This is a genomic window from Actinomadura sp. NPDC047616 (genome assembly GCF_040642915.1).
Classification (GTDB): domain Bacteria; phylum Actinomycetota; class Actinomycetes; order Streptosporangiales; family Streptosporangiaceae; genus Spirillospora; species Spirillospora miaoliensis.
The window spans coordinates 1-19,699 of the sequence record NZ_JBEYTB010000016.1 but is presented as its reverse complement, the minus strand read 5'-3'; the positions used below and the strand labels follow the sequence as shown (position 1 = coordinate 19,699).

General features: G+C 72.6%; 20 protein-coding genes. 10 read left to right on the top strand and 10 right to left on the bottom strand.

Going from position 1 to position 19,699, the window contains the following annotated elements; translation table 11 throughout:
- Nucleotides 1-18 precede the first annotated feature (18 nt).
- Nucleotides 19-906: a phosphatase PAP2 family protein gene (locus ABZ801_RS31495; RefSeq protein ID WP_360704777.1), complete on the top strand. Its 888-nt coding sequence runs from the start codon at nt 19-21 to the stop codon at nt 904-906.
- Nucleotides 907-1,002: 96 nt separating this feature from the next.
- On the opposite strand, the gene ABZ801_RS31490 is transcribed toward ABZ801_RS31495, so the two are convergent.
- Nucleotides 1,003-1,374, bottom strand: coding sequence for a hypothetical protein (locus ABZ801_RS31490; RefSeq protein ID WP_344943913.1), 372 nt, complete (start codon nt 1,372-1,374; stop codon nt 1,003-1,005).
- Nucleotides 1,375-1,483: 109 nt separating this feature from the next.
- A complete protein-coding gene (locus tag ABZ801_RS31485; RefSeq protein WP_344943910.1) occupies nt 1,484-2,119 on the bottom strand; it encodes a helix-turn-helix transcriptional regulator in 636 nt (211 codons plus the stop codon).
- A 93-nt stretch (nt 2,120-2,212) separates the two neighbouring features.
- Between ABZ801_RS31485 and ABZ801_RS31480 the strand changes: the two genes are divergently transcribed.
- The 3 genes from ABZ801_RS31480 to ABZ801_RS31470 all read left to right on the top strand — a co-directional run bounded on the left by ABZ801_RS31480 (nt 2,213) and on the right by ABZ801_RS31470 (nt 4,717).
- Nucleotides 2,213-2,545, top strand: coding sequence for a YnfA family protein (locus ABZ801_RS31480; protein WP_360704773.1), 333 nt, complete (start codon nt 2,213-2,215; stop codon nt 2,543-2,545).
- Nucleotides 2,546-2,721: 176 nt separating this feature from the next.
- Nucleotides 2,722-4,062 (top strand): potassium transporter TrkG, encoded by a 1,341-nt coding sequence (locus ABZ801_RS31475; RefSeq protein WP_360704770.1) that lies wholly within the window; start codon nt 2,722-2,724, stop codon nt 4,060-4,062.
- Entirely contained in the window at nt 4,055-4,717 is a 663-nt protein-coding gene (locus tag ABZ801_RS31470) for a TrkA family potassium uptake protein (protein ID WP_360704768.1), read from the top strand. The genes ABZ801_RS31475 and ABZ801_RS31470 overlap by 8 nt, the downstream gene beginning before the upstream one ends.
- Nucleotides 4,718-4,787: 70 nt before the next feature.
- On the opposite strand, the gene ABZ801_RS31465 is transcribed toward ABZ801_RS31470, so the two are convergent.
- From ABZ801_RS31465 to ABZ801_RS31445, 5 genes are all read right to left on the bottom strand, one after another.
- Nucleotides 4,788-6,065: an ArsB/NhaD family transporter gene (locus ABZ801_RS31465; RefSeq protein WP_360704765.1), complete on the bottom strand. Its 1,278-nt coding sequence runs from the start codon at nt 6,063-6,065 to the stop codon at nt 4,788-4,790.
- 444 nt (nt 6,066-6,509) lie between these two features.
- Nucleotides 6,510-8,141, bottom strand: a complete 1,632-nt coding sequence (locus ABZ801_RS31460; protein WP_360704762.1) for an ABC transporter permease — start codon at nt 8,139-8,141, stop codon at nt 6,510-6,512.
- A complete protein-coding gene (locus ABZ801_RS31455) occupies nt 8,138-9,055 on the bottom strand; it encodes an ABC transporter ATP-binding protein (protein ID WP_344943892.1) in 918 nt (305 codons plus the stop codon). Before ABZ801_RS31455 ends, ABZ801_RS31460 begins: the two co-directional genes overlap by 4 nt.
- A gap of 209 nt (nt 9,056-9,264) precedes the next feature.
- Complete coding sequence (locus tag ABZ801_RS31450) at nt 9,265-9,996, bottom strand: TetR/AcrR family transcriptional regulator (protein ID WP_360704759.1); 732 nt, start codon at nt 9,994-9,996, stop codon at nt 9,265-9,267.
- A gap of 124 nt (nt 9,997-10,120) precedes the next feature.
- A complete protein-coding gene (locus tag ABZ801_RS31445) occupies nt 10,121-10,564 on the bottom strand; it encodes a hypothetical protein (RefSeq protein WP_360704756.1) in 444 nt (147 codons plus the stop codon).
- 236 nt (nt 10,565-10,800) lie between these two features.
- Between ABZ801_RS31445 and ABZ801_RS31440 the strand changes: the two genes are divergently transcribed.
- The 5 genes from ABZ801_RS31440 to ABZ801_RS31420 all read left to right on the top strand — a co-directional run bounded on the left by ABZ801_RS31440 (nt 10,801) and on the right by ABZ801_RS31420 (nt 16,001).
- Entirely contained in the window at nt 10,801-11,562 is a 762-nt protein-coding gene (locus ABZ801_RS31440) for an IclR family transcriptional regulator (protein ID WP_360704753.1), read from the top strand.
- A gap of 101 nt (nt 11,563-11,663) precedes the next feature.
- Nucleotides 11,664-12,665 (top strand): PDR/VanB family oxidoreductase, encoded by a 1,002-nt coding sequence (locus tag ABZ801_RS31435; RefSeq protein ID WP_360704750.1) that lies wholly within the window; start codon nt 11,664-11,666, stop codon nt 12,663-12,665.
- 17 nt (nt 12,666-12,682) lie between these two features.
- Entirely contained in the window at nt 12,683-13,894 is a 1,212-nt protein-coding gene (locus ABZ801_RS31430; RefSeq protein ID WP_360704747.1) for a cytochrome P450, read from the top strand.
- Nucleotides 13,891-14,382 (top strand): metallophosphoesterase family protein, encoded by a 492-nt coding sequence (locus ABZ801_RS31425; protein WP_360704744.1) that lies wholly within the window; start codon nt 13,891-13,893, stop codon nt 14,380-14,382. The genes ABZ801_RS31430 and ABZ801_RS31425 overlap by 4 nt, the downstream gene beginning before the upstream one ends.
- A 224-nt stretch (nt 14,383-14,606) precedes the next feature.
- Nucleotides 14,607-16,001 (top strand): nucleobase:cation symporter-2 family protein, encoded by a 1,395-nt coding sequence (locus ABZ801_RS31420; protein WP_360704741.1) that lies wholly within the window; start codon nt 14,607-14,609, stop codon nt 15,999-16,001.
- Between the two features lie 15 nt (nt 16,002-16,016).
- Here the strand turns inward: ABZ801_RS31420 and ABZ801_RS31415 are convergent, their stop codons facing one another.
- A complete protein-coding gene (locus ABZ801_RS31415) occupies nt 16,017-16,967 on the bottom strand; it encodes a LysR family transcriptional regulator (protein ID WP_360704738.1) in 951 nt (316 codons plus the stop codon).
- Nucleotides 16,968-17,040: 73 nt separating this feature from the next.
- Between ABZ801_RS31415 and ABZ801_RS31410 the strand changes: the two genes are divergently transcribed.
- Nucleotides 17,041-17,430: a RidA family protein gene (locus ABZ801_RS31410; protein ID WP_344943864.1), complete on the top strand. Its 390-nt coding sequence runs from the start codon at nt 17,041-17,043 to the stop codon at nt 17,428-17,430.
- 857 nt (nt 17,431-18,287) lie between these two features.
- Here ABZ801_RS31410 and ABZ801_RS31405 read toward each other — a convergent pair.
- Entirely contained in the window at nt 18,288-18,725 is a 438-nt protein-coding gene (locus ABZ801_RS31405; protein WP_360704734.1) for a DUF2752 domain-containing protein, read from the bottom strand.
- A gap of 30 nt (nt 18,726-18,755) precedes the next feature.
- Entirely contained in the window at nt 18,756-19,049 is a 294-nt protein-coding gene (locus ABZ801_RS31400) for a CD225/dispanin family protein (protein ID WP_344943858.1), read from the bottom strand.
- Between the last annotated feature and the right edge of the window lie 650 nt (nt 19,050-19,699).

The following is a 19,699-nucleotide window of genomic DNA, read 5'->3' as shown; positions in this document are numbered from 1 at the left end:
GATGAAGTGGAGTCTTCGGTGCTGCCTGTGCGCGTCCCCACCCCCCTGCCGCGCGGCGGCCGGCCCGGTGCCGACCGCGAACCCCGCAGGGGGACCAGGTGGAGGGCCATCCTCCCGCCGCCGGGCCGATGGCGCCGCCCGCTGCGGGAACTCCTGCTGGTCGTGCTGCTGTTCGCCGCCTACAAGCTGGGACGCCTGCTCGGCGCCCATCACGTCGAGGAGGCGTTCGCCAACGCCGGGCGGCTGTGGGACGCCGAACGCGCCCTGCGGCTCCCCAGCGAGGAGGACCTGCAGGACTGGCTGCTGAAACTGCCCCCGGCGGTCGTGGCGGCCAACGTCTACTACAAGTACGCGCACTTCCCGGTCACCGCGCTGTTCCTGGTCTGGACGTACGCGCGGCGTCCCTGGCACTACCGGTGGGCGCGGACGGTGCTCGCGGTGATGACGGGCGTGGCGCTCGCGGTCCACATCGCCGTGCCGCTTGCCCCGCCGCGCATGCTGAGCGGCCTCGGGTTCGTCGACACGGCCGCGGTGTACGGGCCGGGCGTGTACGGCCCCGCGCACGACGACGGCATGGCCAACCAGTTCGCCGCCATGCCCTCCCTGCACGTCGGGTGGGCCGTGTTCGTCGCCGTCAGCCTCATCCTGTCCACCCGCACCAGGTGGCGCTGGCTGTGGCTGGCGCATCCGGTCGTCACGCTCGGCGTGGTCGTCGGCACCGCCAACCATTACTGGCTGGACGCGGCCGTCGCGCTGGTGATCCTCGCCGTCGTCATGGTCGTGCTGCGGCCGCCCGCGCGCCCTCGCCGGCACCCGGGACGGGACCGCGAACGCCTCGATCATCCGGACGCCGCCGTCCCCGGCTCCGACAAGAGCACCGCGCCGCATGCCCCGGTGGCCGCGTAGGACGGCCGACGCGATCGCCGGAGCGGGGGTCGTGGCGCGCCGCCGCGGCGGCCCGTCCGTGCCGGCCCGCGGGGCCGGGAAGGGCGACCGCCGGGTTCAGGAGCCGTCGTCGCGGCCGGGGTTCTCCAGGCGGAAGAAGTTGCTCTGCGTCCCGTCCGCCTTGTGCTCCTGGTAGATGAAGTTGAGCTTGCGCTCGTCGAAGGTGCGGAACCAGTCGTCCCAGGAGATCTCCTCCAGGTTCTCGCCCCGGTAGCCGGGGAAGTCGAGCAGCAGCCTGCCCGGCCTGCCCTCGTACTCGCTGCCCGGCACCGTGACGGGCTTGGCGCCGCGCTCCTCGGCCCACTGCCGGATGGCGTCGTGGTCGGTGGTCACCAGGCTGCGGCCGGGACGGTCCTCGTGCTCCTCCGGCGAGGTCACGTGCTGCTGGTACCGGTGCTCTCCCTCGACGGGGCGGCCCGAGTCCGACATGGCACTCCTCCTCAGGTCACGCTGGTCGGTACGGCGGTCGCCCCTACCCCGGACAATTCCGGTTAAAAGCGAACAAACCAAACCTTGGAGGGGTGCGGGCCGCGCCTTTTCACTCGGCTTCGCCCGGACGGCCGGCGGTTCGCTCGGCGGGGCGCCGGTGATACGCCCGCCATTCGGCCATGCCCTCGAACGCGCCCGAGCGCAGCGCGGCGACCAGGCGGCGGATCCACTCCAGCTCGGCCAGGTCGATCGCGATCCGGTAGTCGTCCTCGATCAGGTGGATGTCCGCCACGCCCAGGGCCCTGGTCTCGGCCATGTGGGTGCGGTAGCCGTCGACGCGTTCGGCGATCCGGTCCGCGCGCCGCTCCAGCAGCTCCACGGCCTCGTCGGGAGGCAGGGCGGGCAACAGCGACAGCCCGGCCACGAAACGCGGGAACTCGTGGTGGGGCTCGCCGACGAGTTCCCGGAGCCAGTCGCGGATCTCCCGGCGCCCGCGGTCGGTCAGCGCGTACACGGTGCGCTCGGGCCGCCGCCCCGCCCGCGCCGTCCCGGCCTCCTCGATCAGGCCCTCGCGGTGCAGCGCGCGCACGACCGTGTACAGCGAGCCGTACTTGATGTTGATGCTGTCCTGCTTCTCGCGCTCGCGCAGCGTGGTGACCATCTCGTAGGCGTGCATCGGCCGTTCCTGCAGCAGGACCAGCACCGCCAGCGCCAGCGGATTGCTGATCTTCCGTTCTCCGGTCATGGCCCCCTCTCGGTCGCGCCCAACCCTAGCCCCGCGCGGACCGGCGGCGGGCGTGCGGGGCGCCGCCCGGCGGGGCCGGTAACCTCGCGGATCATGACGGTGCTGCGTTCCCTGGTCTTGTTCGTGCTGGCCGCCGTGGCGGAGATCGGCGGCGCGTGGCTGGTGTGGCAGGGCCTGCGCGAGCACCGCGGCTGGCTGTGGGCGGGCGCCGGGGTGGTGGCGCTCGGCGCGTACGGGTTCGTCGCCACGTTCCAGCCGGAGTCGCACTTCGGGCGGGTCCTGGCCGCCTACGGAGGCGTGTTCGTGGCCGGGTCGCTGGTGTGGGGCGTCGTCATGGACGGTTTCCGCCCCGACCGGTGGGACGTCGCGGGCGCCCTCGTCTGCCTCGCCGGAGTGGGGATCATCATGTACGCCCCGCGCGGCTGACACCGGTCACCGCCTCACGTGACCTGGGCCACGGGGGACATCCCGCCATTCCTGGTCGTTGGTCATGGCGAGATCGCTAGCGTTGTCTGCGACACATCGGCTGACCTGCGTCTCTCCGGAGGTGCTCCATCATCCCCGTTCGCGGCCGGGCGACCCGGCGGGTGGCGGCGCGCCCGGTGGTCGCGCCGCTGGGCCGGTTCCGGCATCCGGCGCAGGCGGTCGTCACCGGGTTCGGCCTCGCCATGACGGTCGGCACCCTCCTGCTGTCGCTCCCCGTGGCGACCGAGGAGGGCCGACGGGCCCAGTTCCTGGACGCGCTGTTCACCGCCACCTCGGCGGTCTGCGTCACCGGCCTGGTGACCGTCGACACCGGCACGCACTGGTCGCTGTTCGGCGAGCTGGTCATCCTGGGGCTGATCCAGGCGGGCGGCCTGGGCATCATGACCCTGGCCACGGTGTTCGCGCTGCTGATGTCGCGGCGGCTGGGCCTGCGCGCCCGGCTGGTGGCGCAGGCGGAGACCAAGACGTTGCGCAGCACCGACGTGCGGCGGGTGCTGCGCAACGTGGTGCTGTTCAGCCTGGCCTGCGAGACCGCGGTGGCCGTGGTGCTGACGACGCGGTTCGCGGTGGCCTACGACGACTCCCTCGGCCGGGCCGCCTACCACGGCGTCTACCACTCGATCACGGCGTTCAACAACGCCGGGTTCGCGCTGTGGCCCGACAGCCTGGTCCGGTTCGCCGCCGACCCGTGGATCATCCTGCCGATCTGCGCCGCGGTCATCGTCGGCGGGCTCGGCTTCCCCGTGGTGTTCGAGCTCGCGCGGTCCTGGCGGCGCCCGCGCGGCTGGTCGGTGCTGACCCGCGTCACCGTCGCCGTCACCGGGGCGCTGCTGGCCGGCGGCACCCTGGTGCTGACCGCCGCCGAGTGGAACAACGCCGCCACCTTCGGCCGCCTCAGCGAGCCCGCCCGCTGGCTGGCCGGGTTCACCGCCGCCGTCATGCCCCGCTCGGGCGGCTTCAACAGCGTCGACGTGGCGCAGATGCGCGCCGAGAGCTGGCTGGCCACCGACGTGCTGATGTTCATCGGCGGCGGCAGCGCGGGCACCGCGGGCGGGATCAAGGTCACCACGTTCGGGCTGCTGGCGTTCGTGGTGTGGGCGGAGATGCGCGGCGACACCCGGGTCCACGTGGGGCACCGGCGGCTGCCCGAAGGCACCCAGCGGCAGGCCGTGGCGATCGCCCTGCTCGGCGTCGGGCTGGTGGTGGCCGCCACGTTCACGCTCATGGCGTTCACCTCGCACGGCCTGGACCGGGTGCTGTTCGAGGTCACCTCCGCGTTCGGCATCGTGGGCCTGAGCACCGGCATCACCACCGAGCTGCCGCCCGCCGGACGGATCCTGCTCATCGTGCTGATGTTCGTGGGCCGCACCGGCCCGCTGACGTTGGCGACCGCGCTGGCGCTGCGCGAGCGCGTCCGGCGCTACGAACTACCCGAGGAGCGACCCATCGTTGGCTGACACACGACACGACCCCGTGGTGGTGATCGGGCTGGGCCGGTTCGGTTCGGCGCTGGCCCTGGAACTGGCCGCGCGCGGCACCGAGGTGCTGGCCATCGACCGCCGGCCCAAGATCGTGCAGGGGCTGGCCGGGCGGATCACCCAGATCGCCAGCGCCGACGCCACCGACCTGCAGGCGCTGCGCGAGCTGGGCGTGGGCGAGTTCCACAGCGCGGTCGTGGCCATCGGCGGCGACCTGGAGTCCAGCATCCTGGTCACCTCGCTGCTGGTGGAGCTGGGCGTCGACGACATCTGGGCCAAGGCCGTCACCCACCAGCACAAGCGCATCCTGGAGCGGATCGGCGCCCACCACATCGTGCTGCCCGAGCACGACATGGGCGAACGCGTCGCCCACCTGGTCAGCGGCCGCATGCTCGACTACATCGAGCTGGACGAGGACTACGCGCTGGTCAAGACGCACCCGCCCAGGGAGTTCGTCGGGGTGCCGCTCGGCGAGACCAAGCTGCGCAGCAAGCACGGCGTGACCGTGGTGGCGGTCAAGCCCCAGGGCGAGCAGTTCACCTACGCCACCGCGGACACGGTGCTGCAGTACGGCGACGTCGTCCTGGTCGCCGGGCCCGCCGGCAAGGCCGAGCGCTTCGCCGAACGGCTGTGACCGCGCGCCGTCACGGGCGGTGCGGGCACGGGCGGCGCAGCGACGGGCAGCGCAGCGACGGGCGGCCTCGTCACAGGTAGCGCAGCCACAGGTACGGCGTCGCCAGCGCCACCGAGACCAGGGTGACGACCAGCCCGTACCGGGTGAAGCGCCAGAAGCTGATGGGCGTTCCGTTGCGGGCGGCGATGCCGAGGACGACGACGTTGGCGGAGGCGCCGACGGCGGTGGCGTTGCCGCCCAGGTCCGCGCCCAGCGCCAGGGCCCACCACAGCACCTGCCCGGCGTCGCCGTGCTGCTGGGCCAGGTCGGCGACGATCGGGCTCATCGTGGCGACGTAGGGAATGTTGTCGACGATCGCCGACAGGGCCGTCGAGCACCACAGCAGCATCATCGTGGCGACGGCCAGGCGTCCGTCGGTCGCGTCCGCGGCGGCCTTGGAGATGTCGGCGATGACGCCCGTCTTCACCAGCCCGCCGACCATCACGAACAGCCCGGCGAAGAACACCAGCGTCGGCCACTCCACCTCGCGCAGGGCGTCCTCGGTGGTGACGCGGGTCGCGGCCACCAGCAGCCCCGCGCCCAGCAGCGCCACCACCGACGGCTCGTAGTGCAGGACCGGATGCAGGACGAACGCGGCGATGACGACGGCCAGCACCGCCAGGCTCTGGGCCAGGAGCCGCCGGTCGGTGACGGCCTCCTTCTCCTCCAGGGCCATGACCGCCGAGGCCCGGTCCGGGTCGTAGCGGAACGCCGAGCGGAACAGCCACCGGCACAGCACGCAGAACACCGCCGTCAGCACCACGATGAACGGCGCCAGATGGACGAGGAAGTCGTTGAAGGTCAGGCCGGCGCGGCTGGCGATGATGATGTTGGGCGGGTCGCCGACCAGCGTGGCGGTGCCGCCGATGTTGGAGGCCATGACCTCGGCGATCAGGTACGGCTCGGGGCGCAGTTCGAGCCGGTCGCACACCAGGAAGGTGACGGGGGCGATGAGCAGCACGGTGGTGACGTTGTCCAGCAACGCCGACGCCCCCGCGGTGATCACCACCAGCATGACCAGCAGCCGGTAGGGGCGTCCCCGGGCGCGTTTGGCGGCCCAGATCGCCAGGTACTCGAACACGCCGGTCTGCCGCAGCACCGAGACGATGACCATCATCCCCAGCAGCAGGAACACGACGTTCCAGTCGATGCCGGTGTCCTCGGCGAAGAACGCCGCGGGGGCGTCGGTGACGTGCAGCAGTAGCATCAGCCCGGCACCGCCGAGGGCCACCGCGGTGCGGTGGATCTTCTCCGTCGCGATCAGGACGTACGCCCCGACGAAGATCACGATCGCGATGACGGCGGTCAAGGAACCCTCCTGCTCAGCGGACGCGGCGGCGTGGACTGCGGCGCGGACGGCGCGGCACGGGGCCGGCACCGTCGGACGCGGCGTCCGGAGGGCGCCGAGGCCGTGCGAGCGGGCGGAGGGCCCGGAGAGGTGGCGGGGTCATCGGCGGCCGGCTTTCGGGGCAGGTCGGAACGGACGCCGACCAGACTTCCCGGCACACCGCGCATGACCCTAACGCCATTTCGGTGCCCGTGCTACCAGGCACTTCCGCGCGTACGGCGGAGGGGCGGAGCGGGCGGCACGCCGCGAGAGTGCAGAACCCGCCCCGCGCCGCGGGACACTTTACTCTTCCGCTCCGGGTGGGATCATCCGGGCCCCGCCGTCCCAAAGCTCACCGGGAAGGCGGACGCCCCTCCTCCCGCGGGCGGCCGGTTGCGGGGGAGGGGCGCGTCGGAGCCGGGAACGTCAGCCCAGGGACACGTCCCTGCGGCGGAAGCCGCCCATTCCGGCGGCCGCCACCACGGCGGTGACGGCCACCAGCCACACCAGCGGCGTGGCGGTGAACTCGTCGCCCGGCAGCTTGGGGATGTGAGTGAACGGCGAGACGTCCTGCACCCACTGGTCCATCTGCAGCGTCGGCCCGAACAGTGAGATCAGGACGACGAAGCCGAACGCGCCCCAGCTCGCCGCCGTCAGCCGCGGCAGCAGCCCGAACAGCGCGACCGCGACGGCCGCGACCAGCCACACCGCGGGCAGCTGCGCCAGCGCGGCGCCGGTGACGCGCGGCAGCCAGCCGCCCACGTCACCGGAGTTCAGGCCGTGGACGAGACCGGCGGCGGCGCCCGCGACGCCCAGCCCGATCGCCGGCCCCACCAGGGGGAACAGCAGGTGCGCGGCCTCCCAGCGGAGCCGTCCCACGGCCGTGGCCAGCACCGGCTCGGCGCGCAGGGACGTCTCCTCGGCCCGCATCCGCATCACCGTCGACACCGCGTACCCCGCCGCGAACACCCCCACCAGGCTCATCGTCGAGGCGAAGTAGGCGTCGACGATCGCGGTCTGCCCGCCCAGCCGCGCCATGATCTCCTCCAGGTCGGGGTTGTCCTTCACCAGGTCGTCGACCCCGTCGGCCACCCCGCCGAAGACCACGCCGAGGGCGGCGAACCCGGCCAGCCAGCCGTACAGCGGACGGCTGTGCAGCCGCCACGCCAGCCCGAACGGGCCGGACAGGGAGGCCGGCGCCTCGGCCGGGCCGAGCGTCGGCGGCAGGATGCCCGCCGCGACGTCCCGGCGTCCCGACAGCGCCGCCGCCGCCGCGACCAGCACGGCGACCAGCGCGACGCCGAGCAGCAGGACCCACCAGCGCTCGTCCCCGAAGGGGGCCAGCCGGACGCCCCAGCCGAGCGGCGACAGCCACGACAGCCACTGCAGGCCGTTGCCCTCCCCGCCGACGTCGGCGGCCAGGCGGACGACGAACGCGGCGCCGAGCGCGGCGACCGAGAGCCCGCGCGCCGCCCCCGAGCCCTCGGTGAGCTGCGCGGCGACCCCGGCGACCGCGGCGAACACCCATCCGGCCATGGTGAACTGCAGGCCGAGCGCGACCGCCCCGGCCGCGGACACGTCCTGGGCCGCCGTCCCGGCCGCGGCCAGCGCGCCCAGCACCACGCTCGCCCCCATGGCGACCAGCAGCGCCGCGGCCAGCCCCGCGCCGCGGCCCAGCACGGTGGCGCCGAGCAGCTCGCGGCGCCCGGCCTCCTCCTCCACCCGGGTGTGCCGGATCACCACCAGCGCGCAGATCAGCCCGACGATCACCGGGATGAACCCGGCCCGCTGCGCGGCCAGGGCGCCCAGGTCGGTGCCGTGCAGCGGCCCGTACAGGGCCAGGAACGTGGGGCTGGTCCCGGACGTGCGGGCGTACTGCAGGCGGTCCGCCTCGGTCGGGAACAGCCCGCTGAAGCTCGAGACGAAACTGGCCGGCATGACACCGATCAGCAGGACCCAGATCGGCAGGATCGCCCGGTCGCGGCGCAGGATCAGCCGGACCATCGCGCCGGTGCCCACCAGCGCGTGCCCCGCGCCCCGGTTCTCGGCGCCGCTCATCGCACGGCCTCCTGCGGCAGCTCGTCCTGGTAGTGACGCAGGAACAGCTCCTCCAGGGTGGGCGGCTGGCTGGTCAGGCTGCGCACCCCGATGGACGTCAGCTGCCGCAGCACCTCGTCCAGGCTGGCGGTGTCCACCTCGCAGCGCACGCGGTGGCCGTCGACGCGCAGGTCGTGCACGCCGGACAGGTTCGACAGCCCGTTGGGCGGCGCCGACAGCTCGGCGTCGATGGACGTGCGGGTCAGGTGCCGCAGCTCGGCCAGGGTGCCGGTCTCCACGGCGCGGCCCTTGCGGATGATGGTCACCCGGTCGCACAGCGCCTCGACCTCGGACAGGATGTGGCTGGACAGCAGCACGGTGCGGCCCCGGTCACGCTCCTCGCGGACGCACTCCTGGAAGACCTCCTCCATGAGGGGGTCCAGGCCGGAGGTCGGCTCGTCCAGGATGAGCAGGTCCACGTCCGACGCCAGCGCGGCCACCAGGCCGACCTTCTGCCGGTTGCCCTTGGAGTAGGCGCGGCCCTTCTTCTTCGGGTCCAGCTCGAAGCGCTCCAGCAGCTCGTCGCGGCGCCGCCGGTCCAGGCCGCCGCGCATGCGGCCGAGCAGGTCGATCACCTCGCCGCCGGACAGGTTCGGCCACAGCGTCACGTCGCCGGGGACGTAGGCCAGGTGCCGGTGCAGGCGGGTGGCGTCCTTCCAGGGGTCGCCGCCCAGCAGCCGGGCGGTGCCCTCGTCGGCGCGCAGCAGGCCGAGCAGGATCCGGATGGTGGTGGACTTGCCCGCGCCGTTGGGGCCGAGGAAGCCGTGCACCTCGCCGGTCCGGACCGACAGGTCCAGCCCGTCCAGCGCCCGTGTCCGGCCGAACGTCTTGACCAGCCCGGACACCTCGATGGAAAACGTGGTCTGTTGTGTCATGAATACACCTCGTAAGGGTGTGCGGGTATGGGGATGCGGCCGCCGCGTCCTGCGGGCGTGAAACCGGGGACGGGCGGTGAAGGGGAGCAACGGACGATGTCCGTGACACGGCGAACGGCGGTCGCCGTGGCCGGTCCCGGCCTGCCCGCGGGCACGCCGGCGACGATCCGCGGCGGGACCGGCGCGGGGCGGCACGAGGCCGCCGGTGATCAGGCGGGCGGGTCGGAGTCGGCCTTGCGCGCGGCGGCGTCCGAGGTCGGGATGCGCTGGTCCGGATCGGACTCGGCGCCCCCCGGCGCGGAGGCCCGCATTTCCTCCAACACGGCGCGGCCCTGTGCCACCAGTGCCGGATCCATCAGATCGTCGGAGAGGATGTCGAGCAAGGCCAGGGCCATGCGCGGGTAGCCCGCCGGCGTGAGCGGGTCGGCTCCCAGGTTCCGCGTCATGTGCTCGTGCAGGACGACCGTCCCAAGACTCATCGCGCACATGACGGCCGCGTAGGCGTGCGGGTCGGCGGTCTTGGCCGGAGCCAGGCCCTCCGCGCCGTTCACGATGAGGTCCTCCGTGAACGCCACCGCCTCGTCGAACAGCCGCGCCGCCGCCTCCGACCCGTCCACCAGGGCCCGGGCCACGTAACGCTGCACCGACAGCGCCAGGGTGATCGCACCGGGCAGGAACCCCGGGGTGGCCACGGCGCCCTTGAGGGCCTCCTGCTTGGTCTCCCGGATGACCTTCATGACGTACTCGTCGCACGCCCGGCGCAGCGCCTCCTTCGAACCGAAGTGGTGCTGCACCAGCCCGGGGGACACCCCGGCGGCCTTGGCGATCCCGCGGATCGTCGCGCCGCTCACACCGTGTTCGGCGAACTCCCGCAGAGCCGCGTCCCGGATCCGCGCGCGCGCCGTCAGGTCGTCGCTCGCCCGTGACTCGTTGACTGTCACACCCTCATCATCCAATACGAACGTTCAATGCGCAATACGCTTGTACCGTCGATCGGTTTCCGGTCGTGCCCGGGGATTCTCGGGCACGGCCGCTGAGGGCGGCCACGCGACGGCCTGGAGCGGCTCAGCGCGGCGCCGTCCCCCCGCCGGGCTTCTGCAGGAACTCCATGCAGCTCTTGAGGGCCTCCTGCGCCTTGACCGGGTCGAATCCGGGCGGCGGGGCGGTGGCCTGGCCGAGCTCCGGCAGATTCACCCCCCGTTTCTCCAGGCAGGCCGCGAGGGTCTTGTACGCGCTCGGCGTGACCGTGGGCGTGGCGCGGCGACGCGGAGCCTCGGTGCCCGCCCCGCCTCGCGGCGTGCCCTCCGGCGTCGTCGTCTCCGCCGAGGCGGACGGCGAACCCGGCGCGGGGACGGGCGACGTGGACCCGGAGGGAGCGGCCGACACCGCGGGCGGCGGCGCCGCGTCTCCGCCGTCGCCGTCGTCGTCACCCCCACCGCAGGCCGTCAGGGCCAGCGCGGGGACGACCAGAAACGCCATCGCGTGACGTCGGACCGCTGTGCGTGTCACCTGTGATCCTCCCGTGACGATGGACGTGCCGTGCGCGAACGGGGGTGCGCGAGCGGGGGTGTGCGAGCGCTCGCGCGCGGGGACGCCGTCCAAGGATGCCAAGGAGCGTCCGCCGCGGTAATTCACGCCGTGACAAAGATCGGGCGGCCGTCGCTCACCCGTGTGAGCAACCGCGCGTTCCGCCCAGCGGAAACGCGCGTGGACGGGACGGCCCCCCGTGCGCCCACCATGGCCCCATGAGGACGTCGGCGGCGGGCGAGTCCGTCCTGTCCCGTGTGGTGCGGATCGTCGAGGCGTTCGGCCCCGACGACCAGGCCCTGGGCGTGACGCAGATCGCGCGGCGGGCCGGGCTGCACGTGGCCACGGCCTCCCGGCTGGTGGACGAGCTGGTGCGGCACGGCTGGCTGCGGCGCGACCCCGACCGGAGGGTCCGCATCGGCGTGCGCATGTGGGAACTGGCGTCCCGCGCGTCCCCCGCGCTGACCCTGCGCGAGGCCGCCATGTCGTACATGGAGGATCTGCACGCCGTCGTCGGCCACCACACCCAGCTCGGCGTGCTGGAGGGCCGGGAAGTCCTGTTCATCGAACGGCTGTCGACACCCGAGGCCGTGGTCAACCTGACCCGGATCGCCGGGCGGCTCCCCGCGCACGTGTCGTCCAGCGGGCTGGTGCTGCTCGCGCACGCCCCGCGCGACCTGCAGGAGAGCGTGCTGGCCGGGCCGCTCGCCGTCTACACCCCGCACACGGTCGCCGATCCCAGGCGGCTGCGCGCCGTGCTCGCCGACGTCCGCCGCGGCGGCGTGGCGTTCTGCCGCGGCTTCGTCGACGAACGCGCCACCGGCATCGCCGTCCCGCTGCGCGACGCCGACGGCGAGGTGGTGGCGGCGCTGTCGGTGGTCGTGCCCAACGACGACAACGCCCGCATGCAGATCCCCGCCCTCAAGGCCGCGGCGCGGGGAGTCTCCCGCGCGATGCGTCCCGGCATGCCCCGCCCCTGACCGGACCCCGCCCCTCGCCTCTCTCATTCAGCGAGAAGGCTCTGGTGACGCGCGCCACACCCGAACCATGCTCGGTCTGCCCCTGGTGACGAGGAGGACCCATGGCGACAGACCTGCCCGCCGCCCCCGAAACCGAGCGCGTCCCGTCCGGCCCCGCGACGATCCGGCTGCGCGTGGCCGCCAAGACCCCCGTGGCCGACGGCGTCGTCGCGTTGACGCTGACCGCGCCCGACGGGCGCCGCCTGCCCGACTGGACGCCCGGCTCCCACATCGACCTGGTGCTGCCGGGCGGCCTGACCCGCCAGTACTCCCTGTGCGGCGACCGCTGGGACGCGTACGCCTACCGCATCGGCGTGCTGCGCGAACGCGACGGACGCGGCGGCTCGGCGTACGTCCACGACATGCTGGAGGAGGGCGGCACCGTCGCCATCGGCGGCCCCCGCAACAACTTCCGGCTCGTCCCGTCCGACCGCTACCTGTTCATCGCGGGCGGGATCGGCATCACGCCCCTGCTGCCGATGATCCGCCAGGCCGCCATGCTCGGCGCCGACTGGCGGCTGCTGTACGGCGGCCGGTCCCGCGCGTCCATGGCCTTCCTCGACGAGCTGACGCCCTACGGCGACGGGGTCACCGTCGTGCCGCAGGACGAGCGGGGCCTGCTCGACCTGCCCGCCTGGCTGCCCGCCGAGGCCAGGCCCGACACCAAGGTCTACTGCTGCGGCCCGGCCCCGCTGCTCGACGCCGTCGAACGCCGCTGCGCCGCCTGGCCGCCCGGCCTGCTCCGCACCGAACGGTTCGTCGCCGGCAACACGGTCGACCAGGGCACCGCCCGCGACGGGGCGTTCCAGGTGGAACTGCGCCGCTCGGGCCTGTCGCTGTCGGTGGCCCCCGGCCAGTCGGTGCTCCAGGCCGTCGGCGCCGTCGGCGTCAACGTGCTGTCGTCGTGCCGGCAGGGGCTGTGCGGCACATGCGAGACCGGTGTGCTGGACGGCGTCCCCGACCACCGCGACTCGATCCTCGACGACGACGAGCGCGCGGCGGGCGACTGCATGTTCATCTGCGTGTCCCGCGCCCGCTCCGAACGCCTCGTCCTCGACCTGTGACCCTGGAGGAGCCCCCCATGACCACCGTCACCCTGCCCTCCATCGACGCCGACCCGTTCGCCCCCGACGTTCTGGAGAACCCCTTCCCCCTGCACGCCGCCCTACGGGACGCCGGGCCCGTCGTGCACCTGACCCGTTACGACGTCTACGCCCTGGGACGCTACGAACACGTGCACGCCGCGCTGACCGACTGGCAGTCCCTGCAATCGGGGGCCGGGGTGGGCCTGAGCAACTTCCGCTACGAAAAGCCCTGGCGTCCCCCGAGCCTCCTCCTGGAGGCCGACCCGCCCCGCCACGACGCCCCCCGCGCCGTACTGACGAAGATCCTCGGCCCCCGCGCGCTCCGGCGCCTGCGGGAGGCGTGGTTCGCCGACGCCGAAAAACTCGTGGACGAGGTGCTCGCGGACGGCGACGAGTTCGACGCCGTCACCCGCCTCGCCCAAGCGTTCCCCCTGCGCGTGTTCCCCGACGCCGTGGGCCTGCCCAAGGAAGGACGCGACAACCTCCTCCCGTACGGGGACCACGCCTTCAACGCCTTCGGCCCGCCCAACGCCCTGGTGAAGAAGGGCGAGCCGCGCGTGCCGGAACTCGCCGGCTGGGTGGGGGAGCAGTGCCGCCGTGAACGGCTGAGCGCGGGAGGATTCGGCGCGCAGATCTGGGCGGCGGCCGACCGCGGCGACCTCACCCACGACCAGGCGCCGCTCGTCGTCCGGTCCCTGCTGACCGCCGGGGTGGACACTACTGTGCACGGTCTGGCCGCGGTGCTGTACGCGTTCGCCACCCACCCCGCCCAGTGGCGCCGCCTACGCGAAGACCCCTCGCTCGCACGCGTCGCGTTCGACGAGGCGGTGCGCTGGCAGTCGCCCGTGCAGACGTTCTTCCGGACCGCCACCCGCGACGTCGTCATCGGCGGCCACCTCGTATCGGACGGCAGGAAGCTGCTGATGTTCCTGGGCGCCGCCAACCGCGACCCCCGGCACTGGCACGACCCCGACGTGTTCGACCTGTCCCGCGACCCGTCCGGGCATGTGGGCTTCGGCATGGGCATCCACCAGTGCGTCGGCCAGCACGTGGCACGCCTGGAGGCCGAAGCCCTGCTCACCGCCCTGGCCCGCCGCGTCGAACGCATCGACCTGCTGGGAACGCCACGGCAGCACCTCAACAACACCCTGCGCGCCTGGGAGTCCGTGCCGGTCCGCGTCCACCCCGTTGAGACAATGAGACCGTGAGGGTGGTGGTCGTCTCCGACACGCACGCGCCGCGGCGCTGGCGCTCCTGCCCTCCCCGGGTCGCCGAGCACCTGCGCCGCGCCGACATGATCCTGCACGCCGGCGACGTCTGCACGGCCGACGTCCTCGACGAACTGTCCGCCTACGGGCCCGTCCACGCCGTCCTGGGCAACAACGACGGCCCCGACGTGGCCGACTGGGGCGCCCCGGAACGCCTGGAACTCGACCTGGACGGGCTGCGGGTCGCCATGGTCCACGACAGCGGCCAGGCCAAGGGCCGCACCGCCCGCATGCGGCGCTGGTTCCCCGACGCCGACCTGGTCGTCTTCGGCCACTCCCACATCCCCATGGACCAGACCGGCGACGGCGTCCGCGTCTTCAACCCCGGATCACCCACCGACCGGCGCCGCCAGCCCCACGGAACCGTCGGCGAACTCGACATCCAGGACGGACGCCTGATCGAAGCCAGGATCATCCCCGTCACCTGACGCCTCGAGGGTGGGGCGCGCCCTGGGACATAGGCGGCCTTCTCTACGATGTCGGACGGTACAGGCAGGACAGTCCCGGCCGACCGGCTCCACGTCACCGGACAGCGGACGGTTTCCGCCCACGGTTCGGATCGTTCCAAGCCCCTTCCGAGCGGGCCCGGCACGCTCCCACGGCGTGCCCCAGGGGCCGGCGGGCGCTCTACCTTCGGGAAGGCAAGACGGACATGGCCCAAGACGAACCCCGCAAGCACCCCGTCGACGAGGTGCTGCCCGTCCCCAGGCTGGCGCTCTACGGCTTCCAGCACGTCCTGGCGTTCTACGCCGGTGCCGTCGTGGTGCCCATCCTGGTCGCGGGCGCGATCGGCCTGTCCGACGAGCAGCTCGTCTACCTGATCAACGCCGACCTGTTCACCTGCGGCATCGCCACGATCATCCAGGCCTGGGGCTTCTGGCGGATCGGCATCCGGCTGCCCATCGTGCAGGGCGTGACGTTCACCGCCGTCGCCCCCATGATCGCCATCGGGCAGGGCGCCGAGAACGCCACCGCCGCGCTGCTGGCCATCTACGGCGGCACGATCACGGCCGGAATCGCCACCTTCCTGGCCGCCCCGTTCCTCGGCCGCCTGGTCCGCTTCTTCCCGCCCGTGGTCACCGGCACCGTCCTGACCGTCATCGGCGTCGTGCTCCTGCCCAACGCCCTCACCGACGCGGCGGGCGGCGCCGAGGCCAAGACCGTCACCAAGGACTTCGGCAGCTGGAAGCACCTGCTCTACGCCGGCGGCACGCTGCTGTTCATCCTGCTCCTCCACCGGCTGCGCCGCCCGTTCCTCAGCAGCATCGCCGTCCTGCTCGGCCTGGTGGGCGGCACCCTCGTGTCCTACCTGCTGGGCGACACCCGGTTCGACCAGGTCGGCCGCTCCGACTGGTTCGGCGTCACCACCCCCTTCCACTACGGCGCCCCCACCTTCCAGATCGGCGCCATCGTGGCGATGCTGCTGGTCATGCTGGTCACGGTGGTGGAGACCGTGGGCGACGCCAAGGCCACCGGCGAGATCGTCGGCCGGCGCGTCACCGACGACGACATCACCCGCGCCCTGCGCGCCGACGGCCTGTCCACCTTCCTCGGCGGCACGCTGAACGCCTTCCCCTACACCTGCTTCGCCCAGAACGTCGGCCTCGTCCGCCTCACCGGCGTCCGCAGCCGCTTCGTCGTGGTCGCCGCCGGGATCTTCATGATGGTGCTGGGCCTGTTCCCCAAGGCCGCCGCCTACGTCGCGTCCATCCCGAGCGACGTCCTCGGCGGCGCCGCCGTCGCCATGTTCGGCATGGTCGCCGTCGTCGGCATCCAGACCCTCGCCAAAGCCGACCTGCGCGACGAACGCAACGCCCTGGTCGTGGGCATCAGCATCGGCGTCGCGCTGCTGCCCGCGACCGTCCCCGCCTTCGGCGAGAACATGCCCCGCGACGTCGCCGCCATCCTCAACAGCGGCATCACCCTCGGCAGCCTGACGGCCATCATCCTGAACCTGGTGTTCAACGTGCTCACCCGCAGGCCCCCGCGGCAGGCCGACGAACCCGGCTCCGGCCCCCGCGCCACGGAGACCGCCCCGGCCTCCTGACCCCTGCCCGGCGCCTCACCGGCCCCCGCGCCGGTGAGGCCGCCGAGGCGGCGCCTGATCGTCGCACGACCCCAAGGCCCGCACGGTCTCCACGAACCCGCGCAGCAACGGCCGCGTGTCACCCTCACGCCAGCACAGCGCGACGACCGTGGGCGCGGGCTCAGGCGTCAGCCGCCGGTAGACCACCCCGTCCAGCCGCAGCCGCGACACCCCGGCAGGGGCGATGGTGACCCCCAGCCCCGCCCCGACGAACGCCACCAACGTCTGCCATTCCACCGCCCGCTGGACCACCCTCGGCGTGAACCCCGCGTCGCCGCACACCCCGGTGACCCGGTCGTGGAAGGCGGGACCCGCCGCCCGGGGGAACAACACGAACGGCTCGTCGGCCAGCGCCTCCACCGCGACGGCCTCGTCGCGGCCCAGCGGATGGCCGTCCGGCAACACCACCACGAAGGGCTCACGCTGTACGGGGACGACGGCCAGATCCGGCCCGGCCGGCGCCTCGCGAACGAGCCCGACGTCCAGCGCGCCCGCCCGCAGCGCGTCGACCTGCGGAGCGCTCGTCAGCTCCCGGAGATCGAGCTCCACGTCCGGACACCGCCGCCGATACCCGCGGATCGCCTCCGGCAGCACGGTGAACGCCAGCGACGCGGCGAACCCGACGCGCAGCCGCCCCGCCTTGCCACCGGCCACCCGCCGAGCCGCGTCAAGCCCGCCCGACACCTGCTCCAGCGCGCCGCGGGCCGCCGGCAGCAGCTCCCGCCCGGCCGGGGTCAGCGTCACCCCTCGGGCATGCCGCTCGAACAGCTTGTGCCCCACCCGCCTCTCCAGCCGGCCGATCTGCTGGCTGAGCGGCGGCTGCGCGATGCCGAGAACCTGCGCGGCCCGTCCGAAGTGCAGCACCTCCGCCACCACCACGAACGCGCGCAACTGACGGAGATCCAGCTCCGGTGGCGGCGGCGTCATACGCCAACTGATATCACCGGCCCGCTCCTGGAGTATTGGACGTATCGGAACGCCCGCCCCTAGGGTCGCGGACATGGCAGAACGCAGGGCGATCCTCTCCGGATCGACGTTCGAGGAGAACATCGGCTACGCACGCGCCGTCGTGGACGGCGACTGGGTGCACGTGTCGGGCACCACCGGCTTCGACTACACGACGATGACCATCTCCGACGACGTCGTCGAACAGGCCGAACAGTGCCTGAAGAACATCGGCGCCGCGCTGGCGGAGGCGGGCTGCGGCTTCGAGGACGTCGTCCGCGTCCGCTACATGCTCCCGGACCGCACCGACTTCGAGCCCTGCTGGCCCACCCTCCGCCACCACTTCGCCCCCGCCCGCCCCGCCGCCACCATGATCGTCTGCGGCCTCGCCGACCCCCGGATGCGCATCGAGATAGAAGTCACAGCCCACCGCCGCCACCCCTGACCCACGCCGCAGAAACCAGCCACCGCCCCACCGCAGCGCCCGGCACAAACACTCCGTCCCTGCCACGGACCAGCGGCACGGCTGTCCCGCGGCCTCGCCGGTCGTCGCCGACACCCTGCCCCCTTGGACACTCCCCAGCATCCGCAGCGTCACCCCGTCCGCTCCGCCTGGCTGCCGCCGTCGCCGCACTCGACCACCCCCCAGCGCTACCGCACACCACTGCAGCACGACTGCACCGCAGGCCGTCGGTGCCCCAGGCGTGGGCGACGTCGTGGCTGGTGAAACGCCAGCCGACGGTGTCGCTCCCTGCTGCGCTTGGGCCGGGCTTGATGCACTGGTTCTCGCTGGCGGCCGTCAAGCTCTGTGCAGTGCTCGCCCTGGTGGCGACAGCCGTCGCGTCCCGTTGCGCTGGTGTAAGCCTCTGACGCAGTGGTTGCCGGGGAGCCGACGGTTGTCGGGATGAGTGGTTGGCGGTGTGAGGTGGGGCTGCCGCGGGGGTTGGCGGCGTCGACTGGGCTGTGTGCCCATGCCGGGGCGGTGGTCGTGGCCTCCTGCTGCGCCGGTTGTCGAGGTGTCGTTCAGCGTCGTGGCGGCCTGGTCGGCACGTCAGCAGGGGGGTAAGCGCACTGTGGCCGTCCGGCAAGCATGAGGCGGTGAAGGTCGGCGCCATGCGACGGGGAGTGAGAGCTTGCGGTCGGCACTCGCAAGCACGGTATCTCTGCCCGGAAAGGCGCCTCTGCCTGCGAGCCCCAGGGCGCGGAAGGAGCGCAGGGGCGTGCCGGCATCCTCGCGGGGACGAGCGGGGATCGGTGAGGTGCGGATCGTCGAGACCGTCGTACCGCTCGGCAGAGGGCGGCTCAGGCGGCGAGGAACGCGCCGAACGGCAGGTTGCGCACCAGCCAGAAGACCATGACAAGCGCGAACAGAGCCCAGATGAGCCGTGGATCCCCCGCCTTGGTGCGGGTCGGCCGGTCACCGGCGCGGGCGATCGTCCAACGGAGCCAGAAGAACGCCAGCACCGGCAACATGGCCACCACGAACACGTTGAGCCCGAGCGCCTGCCCGAGCTGCCCGTGCGCCAGCGCGTGCACCGTTCGCAGCGCACCGCAGCCGGGGCACTGGTACCCGGTCAGGGCCAGAAACGGACAGGTCGGGTAGTGGCCGTCCTCGTTGGGGTCGACGGCCGCCACGTACGACACCACCGCACCGGTGAGCAGCAGAACACCGATCGGAGCGGCGAGTCGGCCGGCCAGTCCGCCCGGCATCGGCAGAGCGGACCAGCGATCGTTCGTCATCGGAACACGTGCCGTGTGAGGGGGATGCCGTCAGGTGTTGCTCGCGGCGGCGAGCGTCACGATGAAGTACACGACGCCCACCACGACACCGACGACCGCGGAAACGATCGCCCACGTCCTGGCGTTGTTGGAGGCGCTCTGCGCGCCCTGGTAGTCGCCCGACTGCCACTTGGAGTTGACCTGGGCGGCGTAGACGATCGACACCACGCCCGCGGGCAGGCAGCAGAGGATCGTGGTCAGGATCGCCCACACGAGGTGGTTGGGGGGCGGAGAGGACGGCGGCTGGTAGCCGCCGTAGCCTGGCTGCTGCCCGTAGTAGCTCATGGAGCACCTCCGGTACCCGGGGAATGGATCACCCTTGTAGATGGTTGAGCACTTTGCGCGGTTCTTGATCCTAGAGACAACGGACCGTCCTCGGCCATGGCCGTAACTGTCACAGCCCTGGTGGGGAGGCCCCTCCGTGCGACGCCGTGCCTCCGGGGGGACGTCGCGCGGTTACCTGAGGGAGCACGTTGCCGCAGGTCGCAGGGCGTGAGACGGCCGGATGCCCCGGCTTCGCAGGCCGGCCGTCCTGGTGCTCGTGAGGACGGTGGGGACTTGCTGAGGGCGGCGCGGGCGTCGATTTGACGTCTGGTCTCAGACGACGTAACTTGTACGTTCGGCCCTAGGGGAAGCGAGACGCCCACGTGCGGCGGCCGTCCCAAGGGGACCATCATCCATCTCTCCCTGGCAAGATCCTTCTACGCGTGTCACGCACGCGTGTGGGTGGACTGTCGGGAGCGGCCCGAATTTGACAATCGAGCCGGATCTGATGAAATAGCACGGCCGCCCGGAAGTCGCCGCGAAAGTGGCGCCGGAAGGACGGATACCGGAAAAGAACGGGAAATTGACAGCCCGATCGGATCTGGTAAATTAGAAGAGTCGCCCCGGGGGCGGGAAACGCGAAAGCGGGAACCGCGCGGTGGGTGTCCGTT